Origin of the sequence: Schauerella aestuarii (genome assembly GCF_009866805.1) — a bacterium.
GTDB lineage: Bacteria > Pseudomonadota > Gammaproteobacteria > Burkholderiales > Burkholderiaceae_B > Schauerella > Schauerella aestuarii.
The window spans coordinates 1,060,277-1,080,781 of the sequence record NZ_SIZW01000043.1 but is presented as its reverse complement, the minus strand read 5'-3'; the positions used below and the strand labels follow the sequence as shown (position 1 = coordinate 1,080,781).

Annotated in this window: 21 protein-coding genes; 3 read left to right on the top strand and 18 right to left on the bottom strand. The window is 62.9% G+C overall.

The window, feature by feature from the left end:
- Positions 1–41 precede the first annotated feature (41 nt).
- Positions 42–1,010, top strand: coding sequence for a homoserine kinase (locus EYW45_RS24175; RefSeq protein WP_161137964.1), 969 nt, complete (start codon positions 42–44; stop codon positions 1,008–1,010).
- Positions 1,011–1,069: 59 nt separating this feature from the next.
- Positions 1,070–1,864: a BPSS1780 family membrane protein gene (locus tag EYW45_RS24170; protein WP_161137963.1), complete on the top strand. Its 795-nt coding sequence runs from the start codon at positions 1,070–1,072 to the stop codon at positions 1,862–1,864.
- Positions 1,865–1,894: 30 nt separating this feature from the next.
- Here EYW45_RS24170 and EYW45_RS24165 read toward each other — a convergent pair whose 3' ends face one another.
- From EYW45_RS24165 to EYW45_RS24115, 11 genes are all read right to left on the bottom strand, one after another.
- The gene (locus tag EYW45_RS24165) at positions 1,895–2,221 is read right to left on the bottom strand and encodes a hypothetical protein (protein WP_161137962.1); all 327 of its coding nucleotides are present in this window, start codon (positions 2,219–2,221) and stop codon (positions 1,895–1,897) included.
- Positions 2,205–2,612 (bottom strand): DUF192 domain-containing protein, encoded by a 408-nt coding sequence (locus tag EYW45_RS24160; protein ID WP_161137961.1) that lies wholly within the window; start codon positions 2,610–2,612, stop codon positions 2,205–2,207. Before EYW45_RS24160 ends, EYW45_RS24165 begins: the two co-directional genes overlap by 17 nt.
- A 22-nt stretch (positions 2,613–2,634) precedes the next feature.
- Positions 2,635–3,549: a type II secretion system F family protein gene (locus tag EYW45_RS24155; RefSeq protein WP_235939199.1), complete on the bottom strand. Its 915-nt coding sequence runs from the start codon at positions 3,547–3,549 to the stop codon at positions 2,635–2,637.
- Positions 3,546–4,391, bottom strand: coding sequence for a type II secretion system F family protein (locus EYW45_RS24150; protein ID WP_161137960.1), 846 nt, complete (start codon positions 4,389–4,391; stop codon positions 3,546–3,548). The genes EYW45_RS24155 and EYW45_RS24150 overlap by 4 nt, the downstream gene beginning before the upstream one ends.
- The gene (locus tag EYW45_RS24145) at positions 4,388–6,451 is read right to left on the bottom strand and encodes an ATPase, T2SS/T4P/T4SS family (RefSeq protein ID WP_161137959.1); all 2,064 of its coding nucleotides are present in this window, start codon (positions 6,449–6,451) and stop codon (positions 4,388–4,390) included. Before EYW45_RS24145 ends, EYW45_RS24150 begins: the two co-directional genes overlap by 4 nt.
- Positions 6,448–8,010 carry a type II and III secretion system protein family protein gene (locus EYW45_RS24140; protein WP_161137958.1) on the bottom strand — a complete coding sequence of 521 codons (1,563 nt, stop codon included), beginning with the start codon at positions 8,008–8,010 and terminating at the stop codon, positions 6,448–6,450. Before EYW45_RS24140 ends, EYW45_RS24145 begins: the two co-directional genes overlap by 4 nt.
- Positions 8,007–8,987 (bottom strand): Flp pilus assembly protein CpaB, encoded by a 981-nt coding sequence (cpaB, locus tag EYW45_RS24135; protein ID WP_161137957.1) that lies wholly within the window; start codon positions 8,985–8,987, stop codon positions 8,007–8,009. Before cpaB ends, EYW45_RS24140 begins: the two co-directional genes overlap by 4 nt.
- 2 nt (positions 8,988–8,989) lie before the next feature.
- Positions 8,990–9,823 (bottom strand): hypothetical protein, encoded by an 834-nt coding sequence (locus EYW45_RS24130; RefSeq protein WP_161137956.1) that lies wholly within the window; start codon positions 9,821–9,823, stop codon positions 8,990–8,992.
- Between the two features lie 185 nt (positions 9,824–10,008).
- Positions 10,009–10,632 (bottom strand): hypothetical protein, encoded by a 624-nt coding sequence (locus tag EYW45_RS24125; RefSeq protein ID WP_161137955.1) that lies wholly within the window; start codon positions 10,630–10,632, stop codon positions 10,009–10,011.
- Positions 10,629–12,050, bottom strand: a complete 1,422-nt coding sequence (locus EYW45_RS24120; RefSeq protein WP_328703685.1) for a hypothetical protein — start codon at positions 12,048–12,050, stop codon at positions 10,629–10,631. Before EYW45_RS24120 ends, EYW45_RS24125 begins: the two co-directional genes overlap by 4 nt.
- Positions 12,047–12,310 carry a hypothetical protein gene (locus EYW45_RS24115; protein WP_161137954.1) on the bottom strand — a complete coding sequence of 88 codons (264 nt, stop codon included), beginning with the start codon at positions 12,308–12,310 and terminating at the stop codon, positions 12,047–12,049. Before EYW45_RS24115 ends, EYW45_RS24120 begins: the two co-directional genes overlap by 4 nt.
- Positions 12,311–12,457: 147 nt before the next feature.
- On the opposite strand from EYW45_RS24115, the gene EYW45_RS24110 reads away from it, so the two are divergent.
- The gene (locus tag EYW45_RS24110) at positions 12,458–12,847 is read left to right on the top strand and encodes a DoxX family protein (RefSeq protein WP_161137953.1); all 390 of its coding nucleotides are present in this window, start codon (positions 12,458–12,460) and stop codon (positions 12,845–12,847) included.
- 188 nt (positions 12,848–13,035) lie between these two features.
- Here the strand turns inward: EYW45_RS24110 and EYW45_RS24105 are convergent, their stop codons facing one another.
- The 7 genes from EYW45_RS24105 to EYW45_RS24075 form a co-directional block, all read right to left on the bottom strand.
- Complete coding sequence (locus EYW45_RS24105) at positions 13,036–13,731, bottom strand: fumarylacetoacetate hydrolase family protein (protein ID WP_161137952.1); 696 nt, start codon at positions 13,729–13,731, stop codon at positions 13,036–13,038.
- Positions 13,732–13,839: 108 nt separating this feature from the next.
- Positions 13,840–14,373, bottom strand: coding sequence for an inorganic diphosphatase (ppa, locus tag EYW45_RS24100; RefSeq protein WP_161137951.1), 534 nt, complete (start codon positions 14,371–14,373; stop codon positions 13,840–13,842).
- A 51-nt stretch (positions 14,374–14,424) separates the two neighbouring features.
- Positions 14,425–15,987 (bottom strand): heme biosynthesis HemY N-terminal domain-containing protein, encoded by a 1,563-nt coding sequence (locus EYW45_RS24095; RefSeq protein ID WP_161137950.1) that lies wholly within the window; start codon positions 15,985–15,987, stop codon positions 14,425–14,427.
- Between the two features lie 5 nt (positions 15,988–15,992).
- Entirely contained in the window at positions 15,993–17,135 is a 1,143-nt protein-coding gene (locus EYW45_RS24660) for a uroporphyrinogen-III C-methyltransferase (RefSeq protein WP_407924954.1), read from the bottom strand.
- 688 nt (positions 17,136–17,823) lie between these two features.
- Positions 17,824–18,615 (bottom strand): uroporphyrinogen-III synthase, encoded by a 792-nt coding sequence (locus tag EYW45_RS24085; protein ID WP_161137948.1) that lies wholly within the window; start codon positions 18,613–18,615, stop codon positions 17,824–17,826.
- Between the two features lie 30 nt (positions 18,616–18,645).
- On the bottom strand, positions 18,646–19,593 hold the full coding sequence (hemC, locus tag EYW45_RS24080) for a hydroxymethylbilane synthase (RefSeq protein ID WP_161138073.1): 948 nt from the start codon (positions 19,591–19,593) through the stop codon (positions 18,646–18,648).
- A gap of 121 nt (positions 19,594–19,714) precedes the next feature.
- Positions 19,715–20,425: a TerC family protein gene (locus EYW45_RS24075; protein WP_161137947.1), complete on the bottom strand. Its 711-nt coding sequence runs from the start codon at positions 20,423–20,425 to the stop codon at positions 19,715–19,717.
- Between the last annotated feature and the right edge of the window lie 80 nt (positions 20,426–20,505).

Below are 20,505 nucleotides of genomic sequence, written 5' to 3'. Positions count from 1 at the left end.
GGGACTTCCCGGCTGTTCCTCAACTTACCGCTTCTGCTTTCATGGCCGTCTTCACTTCCGTTACCGACGACGACGCTCGCGCGTTGCTCAAGCACTACAACCTCGGCGAGTTTGTCTCCTTAAGAGGCATTACGGCGGGCATCGAAAACACCAATTTCTTTCTCGCCACCACTCAAGGCGAGTTCGTGCTGACGCTGTTCGAGGTGTTGACTCACGAGCAACTGCCCTTCTATATCGAGTTGATGCATCACTTGTCGGTGCGCGATGCCCAAGTGCCGCAGCCGCAAACCCTGCGCGACGGCACGCGGATCACCACGGTGCATGGCAAGCCCACCGCGATCGTGCAGCGCTTGAATGGGGGTTACGAACCCGCGCCCGGCGTGGCCCATTGCGCCCTGGCAGGCCGGGCGATGGCCCGTATCCACAATGCCGCGCAGGACTTTCCGCTATCGCAGCCCAATCTGCGAGGACTGTCGTGGTGGCTCGAAACCGGGCCCAAAGTGATGCCCTTCCTGGATGCTACACAGGCCAACATGCTGAGCGACGAGCTTCGCACGCAGTCGCAGGCCGCCGCGGGCGACGACTGGCAAGCGCTGCCGGTGGGTCCTGCTCACTGCGACTTTTTCCGCGACAACGTGCTTTTCGACGGTACATTCGAGTCGCCCCAATTGGGCGGGGTCATCGATTTCTATTTCGCGGGTTGCGATCATTGGCTATTCGACGTGGCCGTGGCGGTAAACGATTGGTGCATCGATCGCGCGACCGGCGCCCTCGACGCGCCGCGCGTCGAGGCCTGGCTTGCGGCCTACGCGCAGTTGCGCCCGTTCACGGACGCCGAACGGCGCGCCTGGCCCACGATGCTGCGGGCCGCAGCGTTGCGTTTCTGGGTGTCCCGGCTGTACGACTATTTCATTCCCCGACAGGCGGAAACGCTCAAACCGCACGATCCACGCCACTTCGAACGGCTATTAACACTGCGCCGAAATGTAGCGCCGCCGCCACTGCCCTAATATAGCGGTTCCCGTACTTCCGCCGTCAACCCTCGACATACAAGCCTAGACCGACGTTCATGCAAGCTGCTTCTCTTCCCGCTACCGCCGGCTGGCACTGGGTGCTCGATGGTTTTCGCCTGTTTCGCAAGCAGCCGCTAGCCATGTTCACCTGGGCCATGGCCATCAGCCTCCTCCTCAGCATCGCGCTCAATACGCCGCCGTTCGGTCCGCTGATCGCCCTGCTGCTCATGCCGACCATCACGCTGATGACCCTGTCGGCCTGCAAGCATGTCGAGGCGGATCGCGTGATGCTGCCGTCCATGTGGATCAAGCCGCTTAAGCAACCGGGGGTATTCAAACGGATGTTCTTGATGGGCATCGCCTACGCGAGCGCTGCACTGATTGCGGGCCTGGCTTCGTTTCTCCCGTTCACCCGCGACCTGGTCGAAGGGCTGCGGGCCGCGTCGGTCACGGACAGTCTCGTGCCGTTTCTCGAGGCCGCGCGCGTGCCGCTGGCGATCTTCGCGGTGCTCTACCTGATCATTGCCGCCCTCTTCTGGCACGCGCCGGCGCTCAAAGCGTGGCACGGCACCAAAATGGTTCAGGCGCTGTTCTTCTCCGGTATCGCCTGCTGGCGCAACAAATGGGCATTCCTGGTTTATGGCTTTGCCTGGTTGGCCGTTTTCATGGGTCTGGATCTGATCACCGGGGTATTGGTGTTTGCCGGGGTGCCGCTTACCTTTGCCAGCACGCTGAAGATGCCATTTACGATTGCCGCTGCCGGCGTGATGTACTGCAGCTTTTACCCGGCTTACACCTCGGTATTCGGCGGTGGCGAGTATCCGCGAGGCGCGACCGAACAGCCGGTGTGACACCGGGCGTCACACCAGCGCGTGGCGCGCTCAAGGTGTGGGCGGTGCCCACTCCACAGCCCGTGCGCGGCGCGTTTTGCGATCATAGAGGCACAGCATCGTGCCCGCCTGCCCCTTCATATGCGCTTGCGGATATGTCCCCTTGACCAGCACGGCGGTCAGCGGCGACGTGTCGTCGAAGATCGCAGGCTCACCCACCACTTTCACGTCGCGCAGACCGCTTGCTTTGCCACATGCCGCTTGAGCCTGGGCCGTTGCGGCCTGCCATTCCTTCGTGGTGCTGGCCGTGGCCGTCGCACCGGTTAGCGTCAGCCCGGCAGCAATGAGCGCCAGCACACCATTACGTAAGTTCGTCATCGAGCGGATCTCCTGCCTGTGTTGAGGGAACCAGCATACCCGCCCCGCGCAACGCACGCCGAAACGCAATGTGCCATTCGTGCCATTCGGCAACGGTAATGGGCGCGGCCCCGGCCGCCATTTCGACCACATGGCGGGCCCGGCAACATCCGCTTGCCTGCCAGGGTACGAGTTCGCGTACCACTCGCGTCACGCGCAGCGCTGCGTCGACGAATACGATGTCGATCGGCATACGCATGCCGCAGGTGTGCACACTTCGGCATGGCGTCAGAATCACCCCTGCGCCCGGCAGGAGGGAACGTCGGCCCAGCAAACCACGCAGGCGTTTCCAGGGCGTCTCGAGGACAACGAAACCGTAACGTCGCCGGCATGGCGGGATTGAAGGATGCATGAAGGTATGCCAGGCTGCGGATCTATTCCAGACCCAGAATCGACACGGCCAGCGGAAAGCCAATCATCAGAAACGTGCAGGGGAAGATGCACACTGCCAGCGGCAAGAGCATTTTGACCGGCGCCTCCTGGGCCAGACGTTCGGCTCGCTGGTACTGGTCGGCACGTCGCTGCTCGGCTTGCGCGCGCAACGTGGTACCCAGCGGCAATCCCAGCGATTCCGCTTGTGCCAGCGCGCCGACCCATGCGCGCAACGCCGGCGAGTGGGCTCGCCGCGCCATCTCGCCAAGCGCCTGCATTCGACTCCCGCCCGCTCGAATATCGAGCAAGGCGCGCGCAAGCTCCGCGCGCAGCGGTCCCACGGGGCCATGCTGCGCGGCCTGCACCAGAGCGCCATGCAGGCTCAAGCCACCCTCAACGCACAACACGGTGATGTCGAGATAAAACGGCAACGCGCGTTCGATCGCTGCCGTACGCTCACGCGCACGCCGGTTGAGCCACTGCAGCGGCCATCGGCTGGCGGCGAGCGCTGCCAGCCCACTCAATGCCAATCGCGAGGGCGCTGTCAGCACCTGTATCTGACTATCGACAAGCCATACGCTGACCGCGGCGACGACCGCCATCATCCATGCCCCCGCGCACACGTGGCCGACCGAACATGCCGCAGGAAGATCGGCCTGCACGCGCCTGTCGTCGAGCCGTTGACGAACGCGCCAGGAGACGAAGCGGAGGCACACCGGCGCCAGAATGACCAGCCATGGCCACGCCAGACGCCACAGCCACGGCAACGGTTGTCGTCCGTGCACGCCTGGTGTTGCGGCATCGGCAGGCCCTGCCGCCACTGGGCGCGCCAGGATCAACACCAGCAACATCGCACAGCAACCCCCGCCAAGCATCGCAAGCCACATTGCGAGCGACCCATCAGCATCGTCAGTCATACATCGATCCTGACAATGCGCCGAATCATCAGCACGCCGGCCGTTTCAAGACCGGCAATGATCGCAAGCGTGGCCCATCCCAATGGCGTGTACCAGAGCGGCTGCATGCCGTGCGGGTCGAGGGCCGTGAGCGCCACACCAAGCGCGAGGGGCAAGGAACCCACGATCCATGCCTGCAGTTTGCCCTGCGCCGTGAGCGCTTGCACACGTGCGCGAAGCCGCTGCTGAGCCGTCAAGCTGGCGGCAATGCGATCGAGTGTTTCGGCGAGATTGCCGCCGGTTTGCGCCGCAATGCCAAGCGCCGAAGCAACCAGCGCCGTGGAGGATGACGGCATGCGTGTACAAAGTGCCGCCAGCGCGTCATCGAACGATCGCCCCATGCGCTGTTCGCGAAGCATCAATCCGAACTCTTGTGACAGCGGTGGCTCGGCGTGCGCCACAACATGCGCGAACGCGACCGGCACACTGGCCCCTGCCCGAAGCGCAGCCGCCAGTGTGACCAACGTCACGGGTAGCTGGTGATCGAACTGAGCAAGGCGGCGTCGACGCAGATACTTGACCCACCATACAGGGATGCGTGCCACGCCCAGCGCCATCAACGCAGCCAGCGGCGCGTTGTCCAACACTCCGTACATCACCACGCCAACCACCGCGCAGAGCAAGACCGCGCCTGTCCATAGATGCACTGGATCCACGAACAAGAACAATTCCCCAAGTCGCACACTCGCATCCTGTGTGTAGACGTCGCGATAGCGCTTCATCGCCGCCAGAAAACCCGCATGCAGGAGAAACAGCGTCAAGCCTGCCGCGATCATCGCGCCGATCGTCGCGAGCCAGATCACGGCATCCCTCGCATGCTGTCCGTGCTGGAAAAGAACATTGCGGTATCGATCACATGCCCCTCGTCGCGCCAACGCTGAACGATCCCGGGCAGCACCCCGCCCCATGCGAAGCCGTCGCTTGCCGCAGAGAATCGAAAGAGCGACTGCGACTGAATGCAGCCGCTCTCCATGCCGGTGAGTTCAACGATCTCGGTGACCACGCGCCGACCATTGGCCAGTCGACGCTGCTGCACGATCAGATCGACGCTCGATACGACGTGCTCACGTACAACCGAAAGCGGAAGCCCCATGTTCGCCATCATGATCATGGTTTCCAATCGCGCAAGCGCATCGCGCGGTGTATTGGCATGCAGCGTCGTCATCGACCCCTCGTGCCCGGTGTTCATGGCGGCCAACATATCGAATGCCTCCGCGCCGCGGCATTCGCCCACGACGATCCGGTCCGGACGCATGCGCAGTGCATTGCGTACCAGATCGCGGATCGTGATCAACCCGCGACCTTCCACATTCGGCGGGCGCGCTTCAAGTGCCACCAAATGCATATGACGCAACCTCAGCTCCGCCGAATCCTCAATCGTCACGATCCGCTCATCCGGCGGAATCGCGTCGGCCAGAATATTGAGCAGAGTTGTCTTTCCCGACCCGGTGCCACCCGCAATCACAATGCTGGCGCGATGCTCGACACAAAGTTGCAGGAAGGCCGCCATTGCCGTACTCATCGCACCGGTGCGAACGAGATCGGACATGCCCAGCCTGCTCCGCATGAACTTGCGAATCGTGAGCACCGCGCCATTCAAGGCGATGGGGGGCAGTACCGCATTGACACGCGATCCATCCGAAAGACGCGCGTCGACCATCGGCATGCTTTCATCGACGCGTCGCCCCACACGCGACACGATGCGATCGATAATCCTGCGCAGCGCCTGCTCGGAAGTAAATCGGAGGGCCGCGGCATGCAAACGCCCTGCCCGCTCGACATAGATATCATCGTAGCGGTTGATCATGATCTCGGAAACGCCGTCGTCTTCGAGCAATGACTCGAGCGGCCCGAGCCCCACAACTTCGTCCAGCACACGTCGACACCGTGCCTGCTTCTCCTGAGCGCAAGCCCCACGATCTTCGTCCAGGATCTGCATCAGCAGATCGCCGGCGACATGTCTGAGTGTGGCGTCACTCATCGCGGCCACATCGTGGCGGCGCAGATCGAGCGCTTGCAGCAATGCATCGTGAGCAGATCGGTCGCGCGCATCCTGCGCCCGTCGTGCGGAAGAATCGAGCGGAGCCGTCTTGGCGTGCGGGGTCATGAGGCTTTCCTCTACGTTCCGCGGCGCATGACGAGTCGCCGGACACTGTGCAGCGGGGTCAGCCGCCTCAAGGCGATCGACGGTCACGCCAGAAGCGATCGTTTGATCGTCGAGAAGCGACCGACTTACGCACACATCGTGGGCTACTGCGTTGACGAATACATTGGTTGCCGCGCCGCTGGCTTTGACTGAGATCTCCGCGCTGCCGGCTTCTGCTGCGCGATCGGTGCCGCAACCTGCTACCGCGATATCCACTTCACGACGTGCGAACGCGATATCCACGTCGCCGGATGCCAAGGCGATCGTCGCGTCGCCAGATTCCGCTGCAATGGCAGCGTCGTCGGGTTCCGCCGTGATATCTATGGCGACGTTCGCAGTGCTGTTGGGCGGCGCGCTCGCGTTGCGTGACATTGACGACTGGCTCGATCGGCCGTGCAGGCGGTGGCTCTCCGTGTCGACCTGCGCACCTCCGGTGGCACGCATTTGCATCAGGCAGGGTCCGATCACGACACGATCTGTGGCAAGTAAAGGTGCATGTGTGGCAATGCGTCGATTGTTGACTGCGGTGCCCATCAGCGAACCATGATCCTCGAGGGCCAGCGTGTCGCCGATGACGACAATACTCGCGTGACGTTTGGCTACGCGCCAATGCCGAATGCGGACGGCACATCCAGCGTCGCGACCGATGTGCACCGGCGCGCTCGCACACACTTTGGCCTGCCTGCCGTCTTCGTACTTCAGGAGAATCTCGATCATGGCTCGGGATCGAATGCATATTGGTTCATGCCTTGGCCCGCCGACCCCATCGGTCGAACGGTTCCGATAGGCGCCATCCTCGATGTCGTCTCGACGAACGCCGTGGCATCGGCACGCCATTGCGAGCCGGCGCCAGCGGACGCATGCCAATCTTCACGCTCGCCCGACTGCTCAACGCCTAGCGGCGTGTTCAGACGCGGGGCGTCGTCGAAACTACTGTTCAAGATCGCGTTGCTGCGCGACACGCGATCCGCGAGCGCACGGTTGTCCTGCCCGATCACGTACGGTGTCACGAAAATGGCGAGTTCCGTTTCCTTCACCTCGTTGCGTTGCGAGCCGAAGAGGTAGCCCAATACCGGAATGCGAGACAGCCCGGGAAGCCCATTACGCATATCGTTGCGCTCGCGCGCCAGAAATCCCGCGAGCACCAAGGTTTGACCCGACCGCACGTTGAATTCAGTGGCTGCGCGACGCGTTTTCAGCGCAGGGCCGCTCGGCGAGGGGGTGGTGGCATCGACCGAACTGGCTTCGACCTCGATGCGCGAACGCACCGCGCCGTTGCCGTCCGCCTGGGGTGTGATTTTCAACGCGACGCCGTAAGGCTTGAAGATCGTCGTGGTTTTTCCGTTGGCATCCGTGGTGGCATAAGGCACTTCACCGCCGGCCAGAAACTCCGCCGTCGCGCCGCTGCGCGCCATGAGCTGGGGCTGAGCGAGCACCACCGCTTCGCCCGACTGCGCCATAGCATCGATGCGCGCCGACAGCGCCGCGTTGACGCCAAAGAAACCCAATGCCGGTGCGACCCGCTGCAAGATGCCCGACGAGATGCCGTTGGGATCGTCGCCGCCCTCCATCTCATCGATCCGGCCGCCACTGTTTACAGCCGGCACCAGCGCCGCTTCACCGGGACGCCGTCCGAGGCGATTGATGGCAGCGCTATCCCACACCACACCGGTATTGAAGCCGCCCGTGGTGGCACCATCCCAACGCACGCCCAGCTCACGCACGCGCGAACGCGGCAGTTCGACGACCTGCACGTCGAGCATGATCATGCGCTCCCACCCCATGGGATGCGTGAAATCGATCAGCCCTGGATACGTCGCGGCAAGACTGGCGATCCGATCGCGATCCCGATCCGAGATGTCGCCGCCCTCGATTACGATTTTGTCACCTACCGTCATCGCCTGGGCACCGGGGATCCTGGCGAGCAGCGTATCGATATCGTCTCGGATGCGTTTGAAGTCTGCCGGCACGACGCGAATACGATAGGCCAGCGGACGAGCACGCGCCGTCCAGATATGCAGCGAAGACGTGCCTGCCTGCTTGGCAAATACAATCACTTCACGCGCTTCGGCCGCCGATGCGCTGACGATCTGGCCATTGCCGACGGCGATGCGTTTGACATCGCCAGGGGCCAGCACGCGCGTCTCGCCAACCTGCAGTTCCATCTCGCGCACGTCATCGGCAGCACGCACGTTGCCGGCCAACAATAAGACTGCAAGCACAATCCAGATGAGACGATGGGGCGCTCGATCGAGATGATCGCCGACCGTCGTCATGGCGCACCGACCGTGAATGCCGGCGCGGGTATGCCCGCTTGTACAGGACGCGATCCACCTGCCGCTGCACGACGGCTGGCCAATTGCGGCGGAAGATCGAGTTCGAAGAAACCTGATTCGGCAAAACCGCCGAGCGCAGCAGGCTGCTCGAGCAGGGAGCCAGCGGCGTCGCCACCGTTGCCGTACAGCACGGGAACGTCACGAACCGGCGCAGGCTGATCGGTCTCCAATCCCAACAATGCCGCAAGATCGCCTCGCGTTGCCGCTCCCACCACCCGATCGTCCGAGTCGCGTCTAAGAATGGCCGACATCGTGCCGTTGCGGCGCGCAGCAACCAACTTGAGCGCATCTTCCGGCGACACATCCAGGGTGACCGTGGAGAATGCACCGTGTGCCATGCTGGCGCTTCGGGGCATGCCATCCTCATCTTGCCCGATCGCCAATACCCTGACGCCTTGCAGCAGGGGTGCCGTCACATGACGCCCTTCGTGGTCGAACGACACATACAGGTCGATGAAATCGCCCGACTTGAGCAGCCCGGAAAGTGAGCTCAAATCGTCCACCGGGATCGTCACTGCACGGCGTCCGGACAAAATGCGGGACGCCAATGGCAGTGCCGATCGCGGCTTCAGATGAACCGCCGAAATGGCATCGCCTTGCTTGAGCGGCACCGCCAACAGGGGCTGCGTGAGCTGCGCGAAATCTTCTGGCGTCAGCGTGTCGCTGGCGGCGTAAGCCGCGGGAATCTCGCGCACGGCCACATGCACACCCTCCAACACGGTTGCGGCGTCCAGATCGAATGCAGCCACCACCCGGCTGACCATCGGCACGCGCGCATCCGCATCGATTTGCGCCAGGCGCTGCGTGACCTGTACATGCATGGCCCAGGCAGCCAGTGACCCGGCGCAAAGCGCCGCTGCCCAGACGCCATTGCGACGCGCATGGATGCGGCACCACTCCAGTATGTCCCGCCTCATGTTCATTCCTTGCTGAGATGCATAAAAATCAAGGTGTTGCTACCGTCGGGCCGGCAGTACGTCGTTGCCACCTCCCGATCGCGCCGCCACGACGCCATCGTCGTCGCCAACGTTGCGTCCTGCCGCCATCCCATCTGTTGCAGCGATGCCCCCAGGTCGGCACAAGGTGCCTTCCACGCACCAGGTACACGCCACACTTGCAACGCCGCAGGGAGCGCCGAGTCGGCATCGTCGATCTCGAAGATCAAGCGGGCAGCCGGCGGCATCGGCAGCGCGTCGAACAGCGGCACGATGCGATGAGCCCCTCGGACGCCGCTCGGCACCCACACCGATAGGTAGCCACGAGTCGCCACAGGGCCATCAGGAGCAGTGCTGCCCGTGCCCAGTGACGCCAGCCAATTGACGTCACCTTGTCGACCGGAAAGCAACACCTCGCCGGCCCTCACATTGAGATGACTGACCCAGGGTCGGGCCTGCGTCAGTGCCTTTGCAACGGCCGCCACAGGAGCCCGCACATCGATCGATACCCTGCTTATGCGTCCGCCGAACATCGTCCACACTTCAGGAGCCGACACGGTGGCGGGTCGCGGAAGTGCGTCGGCCCACGTCAACAGGTCTTTGGCGTTGAACTCGGATTGCTCCGCGGATGAATGCGATCGCGAAGCTCGTGCAGGAAATGTGATCGCGTGCCCTTCGAACGTGCGCGATTGGGCAACGGGCGCGTTCTGAATCGAGATGCTCGGCAGGTGCACCGAATGAATCGAGGCAACGGCATCATCGGCGGCGGTATCACTGGCAGCGACAGCATTGGCAGCACAAGCAGCGGTGAGGCTCATGCAACTCACACCGATGAACCGGATGGCGTCGGCGGCGCAGAATCGCTCGGTGACGCAGGCAGTGCAGAGTCGTCCGATCAAACCAGCACCGTGGCCCGAAGTCGAACCGATATTTCCGAGGCCAGAGCCAATCATCGCTCCAGTGTGGCAAATACCATCGAATATGCTATGCACGATAGTAGGGTTCATCGGATTGCCCCTCTGGTCTCAGACCGATAAACGGGTGCGGTTCGCGACTTCACATCCGTGGGCACGATATCGGGCCAGCGCTGCAGCCAATCGACCGTCGATGAAGCGCGCTTCCAGCCCGCGTCGGTGCGCGCCATGCGTGCGCCCACTGTGCGGGCCAGCGAAGACGAGCGATCGTAAACACGGCCCCAGGCAGCACTGGACTGCGCCACGCGATGCTGCGTGGCGGCGTCGTCCGCGGTATGACCGGCATCGGTAAGCAGCGCCGTGCGCGATTGCGCTACTGCCGCGCGCAGTATGCCGGTATCGGCAAGCTGCCATTCGCGGCGCAACGTGCGCGCGGCGGCACCGTGACCGCCCGGCTGCAACCAGCCCATTGCCTGTCGTTCAAGGGCAGCCGATGTGCGTTGCGGCGCCATCGCATCAAAAGAGGCAGAAACATTGGCCTCGCCGCGCGCGGCCCGAAACGCAGCCTCCCGCGACTGCTGTTGTGTATGCGTGAGGTAAGCCAGACCGCTGCCCACGTACGCACTGCCCGCGAGCAACATGGACAACAATGCGAGCACAATCACCGCCTCCGTGGCAGCCTGCCCGGCTTGCCTGCGCCCGATGCCGATCATGGCCGTGCTCCTGGAGATGGCAATCCAGGTTCAGCCTGAGCGAGACGCGCTTGCCAGAAGGGACGAAATGCATTGGCCCACTCATATAGGCCGTCGTCTCGCGCCACGAGTCTTGAGTAGTGGGCCTGCGCGCTGGCGTCGACGCGGACGGCATCTCCGCGCACGAAGCCCGCGTGCCCAAAGCGGGACGCCGCAACACGAACGGCGCTGGCCGCGCCCGTGGTGCGCAGTCGGCTTGCTGGAAGCATCAGTTGGAGGCGAAAACCAAGTAACTCGTCCCGCCGATCGGGGTCGATGTCGAAGGTGGTCGGCAGGCCGCCGAAACGGCCACTGCTGGCGTTCGCCAACCCATACGAATTGGCGAGCGGATTGGCACTGCCGTCAAAAATATCCCAATCGGTTTCGCGCTCCACCCAACGCCAGAAATCGATTTCGCTGAAGTCCGATGGCGGGCGATCGACATGCGGCAGACCGGTACCGGTGGTGCCGGCACGCTCATTGACGATGCCCCAACCCATGGCGTACTCACGGTAGTAGCAACCGATGTATTTGTTCGACCGAAGCGCGTGATAAGACTGGGTATCGGCGCTGCGCCACACGCCGTGCTTGTCGAGCCATGTCGTGCCTCGCCGGCGCAACTCATGACGCCGCATGGGACAGCGGTGACTCACCGGCCATGGATTGCGAGCCGTGTGGTTGCGCGCATCCAGAAATCCGTATCGCTCGACTGCCCGGCGCACCACACTTCCGAAACGGCTCGCTGTGCGATGGGAACGTCGCGCCAGGAAACCAGCGGTGTTGTCACCCACCACCGTGGCGCGAATTGCGTCCCCCTGCATATCCGCCGACGCGTCGACAGCGGCGACCGGAATATCGGGGTAATTGACGCGCAGAACAGCATGGATGGCTTCGTTGCGCGTTTGCGTCAGCTGATCGGCAATCGTCGCGGCAGTCGCGGCGAGCACGTCGTGCACCACCGCATCGTGTGCCGCCATCGACTGCATCAATGCGGAGGCGTCTCCGAGCGCGCCCTGCGGCTGCCGATAGGCCATCGCGTGTTGCGCACCGAAGAACATCGCGATGACCGTCGAGGGCGGGTTGCCGCGCGCACTTTGTTTGGATTGGGTAGCCATGAAATCGGCTGCCGACGCGAGCGTTGCCAGGTGCGCCATCGCAACCTGATGCCCCACTTGAGCACGGTTGATGTACGCCATCATGTTGAGCGCACGCGCCTGCACCAACGCGCCACTGTACGCCGCCGCATCCGCCGCATGCGTCAGCCGTTGACGAGCAAGTATCGTTTGCCCAAGGTCGTACAGCAGCACGAGTGCGAGCGACCCCGCACCGGCAAGCACCAAGCCGAGCGCCAGCGCCTGGCCGCGCTGCACGCTTTCGACACACGCGCCGGCGCACTTCACTTTGCCGCTCCGGCTTGGCCGGTAAACGACTTCAGCGACTTCGCCTTGGCTTGAGCGGCTGCCTTGCCTGCGGCATCCTGTGCCATGCGACTTTGATCGCTGCCGTCTTCGCCTGCCAATTCACGCGCCATCGCAGCGGTCTGCGATCGGACGACTTGCCCAAACAACTGATAGACGCCGATTGCGGCGACCGCGACCAGTGCCACGATCACGATGTACTCCGTCATCCCTTGTCCGCCCTGACGATGCTTGACGTTCATGCTGTGTGCTCCCAATGCGACATCACGGCAATGAGTCTGATCGGACGGCGGCGCGGTCACAATCCGCAAAAACCGAGGTAGCTAAAAACGCAGCGTGATTTACCGCACCGGGCAGCAACGCACTAAGATGGCGACAGGAGGCCCACCATGCATTGGTTCACGCGCACGTTCGTTTTCTTGTGGTTCTTTATCGGCGGCGTCGCGCACTTTGTCGCAGACGACCTTTTCGTGACGGTCGTGCCCCCCGCGATTCCGTGGCAGCTCGCCATGGTGTACATCAGCGGTGTGTTTGAACTCTTGGGCGCCTTTGGCCTGCTGCTGACGCGCACCCGATATGCGGCGGCACTGGGGCTGATCCTGCTGACGATTGCCGTCACGCCGTCAAACGTCTACATGCTGCAGCATGCCGAGAATTTTCCGAATATTCCGCACGCGGTGCTGGTGTGGCGGTTGCCCTTCCAGGTGTTGCTCCTGATCATGATTGCGCATGCCGGCAGCATCATCGGCAAGCGGTCGGCCCGTCCCGCGCGCCCATGAAAAAAGCTGCCCGAGGGCAGCTTTTCGTACGATCACGATGATCGGCCATGCGGCCAGTGTGCAGGATCGGTGATGGGCTTGCAGGCGACATCGTCATTGGTCGCCGCACAACCGGCCAGCACTGTTGTGCCCATGACGAGCGCTACGATGCCGACCAGGCGCCTCAACGATATTCGCACGCCGCGCATTTAAACGATGCGGACGCTGAGTTCGCCCAGGCCTTCGACACCGCCCGTGATGATGTTGCCGCGAACCACCGCGCCTACACCTTCCGGCGTACCGGTAAAGATGAGGTCGCCGGGTTGCAGCTCGAACAATCCCGACAGATACGAGATGCTTTCCGGAATATTCCAGATCATTTGGGACAGGTCGCTGCTCTGCTTGCGTTGACCGTCGACGTCAAGCCAGATCGCGCCTTTATCCAGCACGCCCGTCTTGCTCTTGGGGTGGATCGGACCGATCGGCGCCGACTGATCGAATGCCTTGCCCACTTCCCAGGGACGCCCCTGCTTCTTGGCTTCGCCTTGCAGGTCGCGACGCGTCATGTCCAGGCCCAAGGCATAGCCCCAGACCAGTTCGTTCGCTTGCTCGACCGGCACATCCTTGCCGCCTTTGCCCAACACCACGACCAGTTCCATTTCGTAATGGAGGTTGGCTGTCTTGCTGGGGTACGGCATTTCGCCGGTGTCGCCATCGGCGATTGCCAGAATGGCATCGGCCGGCTTGCAGAAGAAAAACGGATCTTCACGACCCGTGAAGCCCATTTCCTTGGCGTGCTCGGCATAGTTGCGTCCAACGCAATACACTCGGCGCACCGGAAAGCCTTGCTCGCTGCCCACAACCGGCACGGCGACAACGGGTGCCGGCTCAAACACATATTCCATGATCACATCCACCTGAGTTGACCTACGACTTGAATAAGCAATGCCTGACGTGCCGGGCTGTGGCCGAGCGGATTGGAGGCTGAACGCATCAATCCGCCGTTACGGCGCTTACTTGCCCGCGTTGTATCGATCGCGGCTGCGAATGATCTCGGCGCGCGCTTCGTCGGCGCCCTTCCAGCCCTTGACCTTGACCCACTTGCCCTTTTCGAGATCTTTGTAGTGCTCGAAAAAGTGCTGAATGCGAGACAGGTCTTCGACCGGCAGATCTTCAGGCTTGGTGATATTGCGGTACGGGGGATAAAGCTTCTCGACCGGGACGGCCAGCAACTTGGCATCGCCACCTGCTTCATCGTCCATCTCGAGCACGCCGATCGCGCGGCAACGGATGACTGCACCGATCTGAATCGGGAACGGTGTCATGACCAGCACGTCGGCGGGGTCGCCATCGTCCGAAATCGTCTGCGGAATGTAGCCGTAGTTGCACGGATAGTGCATGGCCGTCAGCATGAAGCGATCGACGAAGATGGCGCCCGAATCCTTGTCCACTTCATACTTGACCGGATCGGCGTTCATCGGGATTTCAATAATGACATTGAACTCGTCCGGCAGCTTGGCGCCGGCTTCGACACGATCGAGACTCATCGATAAAACCTTTGGAAAAGAGAAAAATAATCTGAGGGCGACATGCCCGGATCAGTGATTGGAACCACGGCGGTCGGTGCGATCGTCGCTACGCCGTTTGCCGTCCTCCAGCGCCGCTTCATCGATCTCAGCCAGCGGAATCGGGGCGCTATCGAAATACTCTTCGATGTCGACCGATGACGCCGGGGCGATGACGGCATCGGGTGGCGGCGCAGGTGAATCCATGCTGCGTGCGTCCGGATCGAGCACATAGTCCGATGCGGTGGCGGGAACGGGCGCCACGCGCGGCAACTCGGGAGCCTGGAACGCGCCGGACCGCGCGAGTTCGTCGCTACCATCCTCGTCAAAGGCACCTTCGGCATCGAGCCGGTGCGGATCGGCGCGCATATCGGCCGCCGGCAGCGCCGTATCGAAAGCCAGGCTGGGCAGCGCCATTCCTACGGCCGTCGCCAGACGCCAGTGACGCATCGCGTCGTTCGGCCTTTCAAGACGATCGTACAAGCTGCCAAGCAGCGCATGCGCCTGCGCGTCGCTGCGCAGTTGCACACTGCGGCGCAAATAACGCTCGGCAGGCCCCCAGAGCTGACCCGTCAAACACAGCACGCCGAGGGCAGTGAGAATATCCGGGTCGTTCGGGCGGGTCTGCAGCCAACCTTCGGCCTTTTCCAGCCGACGCGGCACTTGTGAAGTGTCGCATCGCGCGTAAGCGGCAACCAGTGCGGGCAGGAATTGACGGCTGATGGCAGCCTCGAGAATGCGCGCCGCTTCATCCGGCTCGCCGGCCGCTTCGAACGACATCGCACCCGCCAAGGCAATCTCAGGCAGCAGCTTCTCGTCCGACTTGAGTTCCTTCCAGAGGAGGCGCCAGTTTTCACCAGAGGCCGCCTGAAGACGTGCGGCGCTAGCCGTTCCGATCAAACGCTCGGCGTCCGCTTTGGACATGGCGTTGCGACGCGACAGCGAACGCGCCAAGGCGAAGACACGTTCATGATTACCCAACTCGCGTTCGGCACGCAGCACCAGACGCAAGGTATTCAAATGGCGCGCACCGCCGTCTTGCAACGGTTCGAGCACAGCCAACGCTTCGCGGGCCTTACCCTCTTCCAGCAGCAGGTCGGCCGTGACAGTCGCAACCGCCTCATTCAGTCCCGCGTCGCCGCCGGCACTCTCGCGCGCGCGATCGAGCATCAGATCTCGGCGCACGCCCTCACCCAAACCGTGCGCGGCACGGGCGGCAGACAACGCGGCCAACACGCGACGGCTTTTGACCTTGGTCTGATCGTAGAGCTTGGCCAGATCCTTCTCGGCGTGCGCAAAGCGGCCTTCGAGCAATTCGGTCCAGCCGCGTTCGAGCAGTTCGTGGTCACGGGCCTGCGCGCGTTGGCCACGCCACGACCGCACACGTGACGGAATGGCAATCAGCCATGCAAAGAAGCGCAGGCCGACATAAACCAGGACGAAAGACGCGATGATGAGCAGGACGGCGAGCGTGAGCGACAGCTCGATACGCCACGGATACACCAGCAGCAATACATTGCCGGCGTGCGATTGCAGCGTCACAGCCAGTGCGACCGCGACCACCGCCAATAGGAGGGTCCAGAACCAGGTGCGCATGGTTTTTAACCTTGTTCGCGTGGCGTTGCGGTTGCGGCCCGCATCGCCGCCACGGCATTCAAACTGTTGGTCACGTCGGGCAACGGATCGGCGATCCGGGTTTGCTCGAGTTCACGCGCCAGCGTCAATGCGGCGGCGGTGTCCGCAGCGCGGGTATCGAAATAGCGCGTGAGCGTCGTGACGACGTTTTGCATTTCACTCTGCCAGATTGCGGGCTGACGCATCAGCAGCGAAAGCTGCACAGCCAACAGCCGCTGACGCACCGTGGCGCGCAATTGATCGGCCTGCTCGGGCGACAGAATCAATGCTTCGGGCTGATCGACACGCTGAACGCGAATCAGATCGCCGAGCTCATGCGCCAAAGACGATCCGGCGCGGCTGGGCCAGGAGGCGATCTCGGCGCGCCAGTGCTGATACCACGGCGCATCGGCGGGTAACGCGGGTTCGACCGCGACCGCTGCGGCCGGCAAGCCGGCGGACAACGGCGTACCGGTGGCCATGCCACCCGGCACGGCGCCATCGGGTACAAGCAACGGAGCACGCATGACCATGGCAGCCAACCGATCGATGCGCGCGGATTGCGCACCGACGTCGACAGTGGCCACGCCGCGCAGACGATCCAGATCGCCGTTGATCGACTCCTGGAGGCTGGCGAAGCGCGGACGATCCGCACGAGCGAGACGGGACTGCGCCGTTTCAAGCGCGACGATTGCGTTATTGACGTTGCCAGCCAACCGCAACTGCTGGCTGGCGATCGTCAACAGGCGATCGATATCGTTGAGCAAAACATCGTCACTGCCGGTGTCGTTGAAGCTTTGCCAGGCTTGCTCAAGTGCGCTGTACTGGCTCTGCGCTTCGCGCAAGGCATTCTCCAGACCCGCGACCTTCCCGGCCTGCGCTTGCGACAGCGCGAGTGATTCGCGTGCGCTGTTTCGCGTCTGCTCGAGTTGCGTGCTCAACCCATCCAGCCTGGACGCGATCTCGCGACCGGCTTTTTCGGATTGCTGACGTTGGAACCAAAGTGCCGACCCCATCGCCAGGCAAAGCAGGACCAGAATGATCACCGTAACGGGCAAGCCGCCGCGCTTGCCCGGCTTGCCAGGGCCTCTGCCGGACGGCGGAGGCGGCGGCGGAATGGTACGACCGATTCCGCCATCGGAAGACTTGTCCAGCTTCACGCCTGCGTCACTGACGCCAGGCTTTTCAGTGGCAAACGGCTTATCGGTCGATGCGCTACTCGACGGTGCTTTGTCGCCGCTTAGTGGTTTGTCGGCGCTGAACGGTTTTTCGATGCTGTTGGACCGATCGAGGCTGAACGGCTTTTCGAGGCTGGACACCTTTTCGCCACGCAACGGCTTGTCGGTGCTGGACGCCTTGCCCGCAGGGCCAATCGACTTATCGGCGCTGAACGCCTTATCCGACGCAGTCGACCTGTCCGCGGCGAGCGGCTTGTCCGCTATGACCGGTTTGTCCGTTATGACCGACTTGTCAGCGCTGAACGGCTTATCGGTCGCAAATGACTTATCCACCGCCGGCGTTCTATCTGCCGCGATCGGGGGCACAGCGCCGGCAACCGGAGGCGTCACTACGGGTGCAGTCCCCGCTTCAGTGGCGGGCCGATCGGCCGACGGCACCGCTTTAGTGGTGACCTGTACCGGCGCAACAGGCTTGTCGCCGCCAGGAGGTACGACAGGCGTCGAAGCGACGCTTGCCGAAGAGGACGCGGCCGAAGCCCCCTCTGACTTGCCGGAGGCGGCGGATGATGCTGCCGGATCGAGATCGGATGTCGTTTTTGTCATGTCGCGATTGTAAGCTGTCGCAGCGCACGCAATGGATTCAAGTCGCAACGAAAGCGTTGAACATTGCGGCATCTGTGGGTAAGCAAGTTTTTACCACTGGCGCGCCTGCCCCGCCAGTCGGCAGAGCGCGCAAATAGGCGGCCAATTTTTCGTGCGTGACTACGCAAGTGCAATGCCGCCACCACTGCAGCGCACCGGCGCGGTTGAGGTTGGCCATGATCGAGTCGATGCTCTCGCGGCTGGTCAGGAGCCACGTCGGCGAAATGCTGCGCGCCGCCCAGCCTTGGACGCGCTCGATTTCGGCGGGTGTCCAGATCACGGCGTGGCGACCGTAGGCCGCATGAATCGTCACCGACGCCCCCGTATCGCGCAGACGCTGGGCAAGCCATTCGCGACCCGTTTCCCCGCGGACGATCAGCACGCTTTTGGGAAAGGGCTGAAGCGCCGCGATGGCGGGCCACAGCGACTCGGAATCGCGGGAGGCGCCAAGCGCGTCGGGCACCACGATTTCATGCTGCCCGACGCCCAATCCAGCCAAGGCAATGGCCTGCGCGGTCGCTTCCCCCACGCCGGCCACTCGCGAAGCGACGGGCCAGCGGCCTGCCGGGTCGCATGCGCGCCACTGTTCGGCGTAGGCGCGCGCCGCCTGGCCGCTGACGAACACGATCAGATCGAACGCACTGGGATGTGGAAACGCAGCCGCATTGGGCGCGAGCCGCTCGATGCGCAGCGCAGGCAAAATCACCGGCGTCCATTGACGGGCCGCAAGCAGTGCCGCCAACGCATCGTTGCGCCCTGCAGGACGCGTCAATACGGCGATCGGAGACATGCCTGCCCCTCCCTTGGATACAGCGGAACGCTAGGACGCGTCGGGTGCGTCGATCAGACGGGCCAGAATCGCCCGCGCGCCACGATCGAGCAGCGCCTGAGCTGCACGTTCGCCGATCTGAGCGGCCTCTGCAACCGGACCGGCGTCGCTGGCACGGACGATGTCGACGCCATCGGGCGACGCCACCAAGGCGTCGATCGACAACTGCCCCGCGCCATCGAGCTGCGCAAATGCCGCGAGCGGTACCTGGCAAGACCCGCCCAGCACTCGCGAGACGGCACGTTCAGCGACGCTGCACGCGGTCGTATCGGCACATGACAACGGTGCCAGCCATTGCCGCAGATCGGCACGATCGGCACGAATCTCGATGCCTAAAGCGCCTTGACCTGCGGCCGGCAGACTTTCGGCAGGCGACAGGTAGCCGCGAATGCGCGCGGCCAGACCGAGTCGCTCGAGGCCCGCGGCAGCCAGAATGATCGCGGCATACTCACCCCGGTCGAGCTTGCCGAGCCGCGTGTCGAGGTTACCGCGCAAAGGCTTGACCACCAGATGGGGAAAGCGCGCACGAATCTGCGACTCGCGCCGCAGGCTCGATGTGCCGACGATCGCGCCGTTTGGCAGCTCTGCGAGAGAAGACCAGTCGTTGGAGACCAGCGCATCGCGCGGGTCGGCCCGCGACATGATGCACGTTAGTTCGAACGGCTCGTGGAGGTCGACGGGAACGTCTTTGAGGGAATGCACGGCCAGATCGGCCCGCCCGTCAAGAAGTGCTGTTTCGAGCTCTTTGACGAACAGTCCCTTGCCACCCACTTTGGACAACGTGCGATCAAGGATCTGATCGCCACGCGTCGTCATGGTCAGCAACTCGACCGAACAATCAGGGTAGTGTTGGCGCAGGCGGTCACGCACGTGCTCCGCCTGCCAGAGTGCGAGCCGGCTGGCTCGCGTCGCAATGATCAAACGCTTCGGATCGGTCACGATCGCGGTCACATGAACTGCTTCGCGACGATCGTGACGATCACTCCAAGAATAGCCAGCACGGTCAGACCCTGCAGCAGGCTCAGGCCCGACTGCTGGGAACTCGAGGATTTAAAGAAGCTCATGCAACATGTTCCTTGGAGGCTTTTTTACGGCGCGCCAGGAAGATACCGAGACCCATCACGAACAGCGCGCCAATGACTTCAGCAGCGATTTTAACCGAAGTTGGCTGCACACCGAAGTTGTTGACGACATAAACGTCCGTAACCAGCATGCCGCCGGCGATCCAGCCCAGCAACCCGGCTCCGAGGGTGACGACCAACGGGAACTTGTCGATTAGCTTGAGCACCAGGGTGCTGCCCCAGACGATGATGGGCACGCTGACGACCAGGCCGAAGATGACCAAACCCAGTTGATGATCGGGGTTGGCATTCTGCGCGGCGCCGGCAATGGCGATCACGTTGTCCAGGCTCATGACGAAGTCAGCAATGATGATGGTCTTGATCGCCGAGACGATCGAACCGCCGCCATCGATGTTCGAGTGGGCGTCATCTTCGGGAATCAGGAGCTTCACACCGATCCAGACCAGCAGCAGTGCGCCGACGACCTTGAGGAACGGAATCTGCAGGAGCTGCATGGCAAAGAAGATCAGGATGACGCGCAGGATGATGGCCCCGGCGGTACCCCAGATGATGCCCTGCATGCGCTGCTTGGGCGCAAGATTGCGGCATGCCAACGCGATGATGACGGCGTTGTCGCCACCCAACAGAATGTCGATCAGAATGATCTGAAAAACTGCTGCCCAGCTTAATGTTTGGAAAAACTCAAGCACTTGAAATGCCCCCGGTAACGTTTATAGAAAAACTGCGGCCGCTGCTGGACCGTGCCCTGCCCGAGCAGCCGAATCGGCAA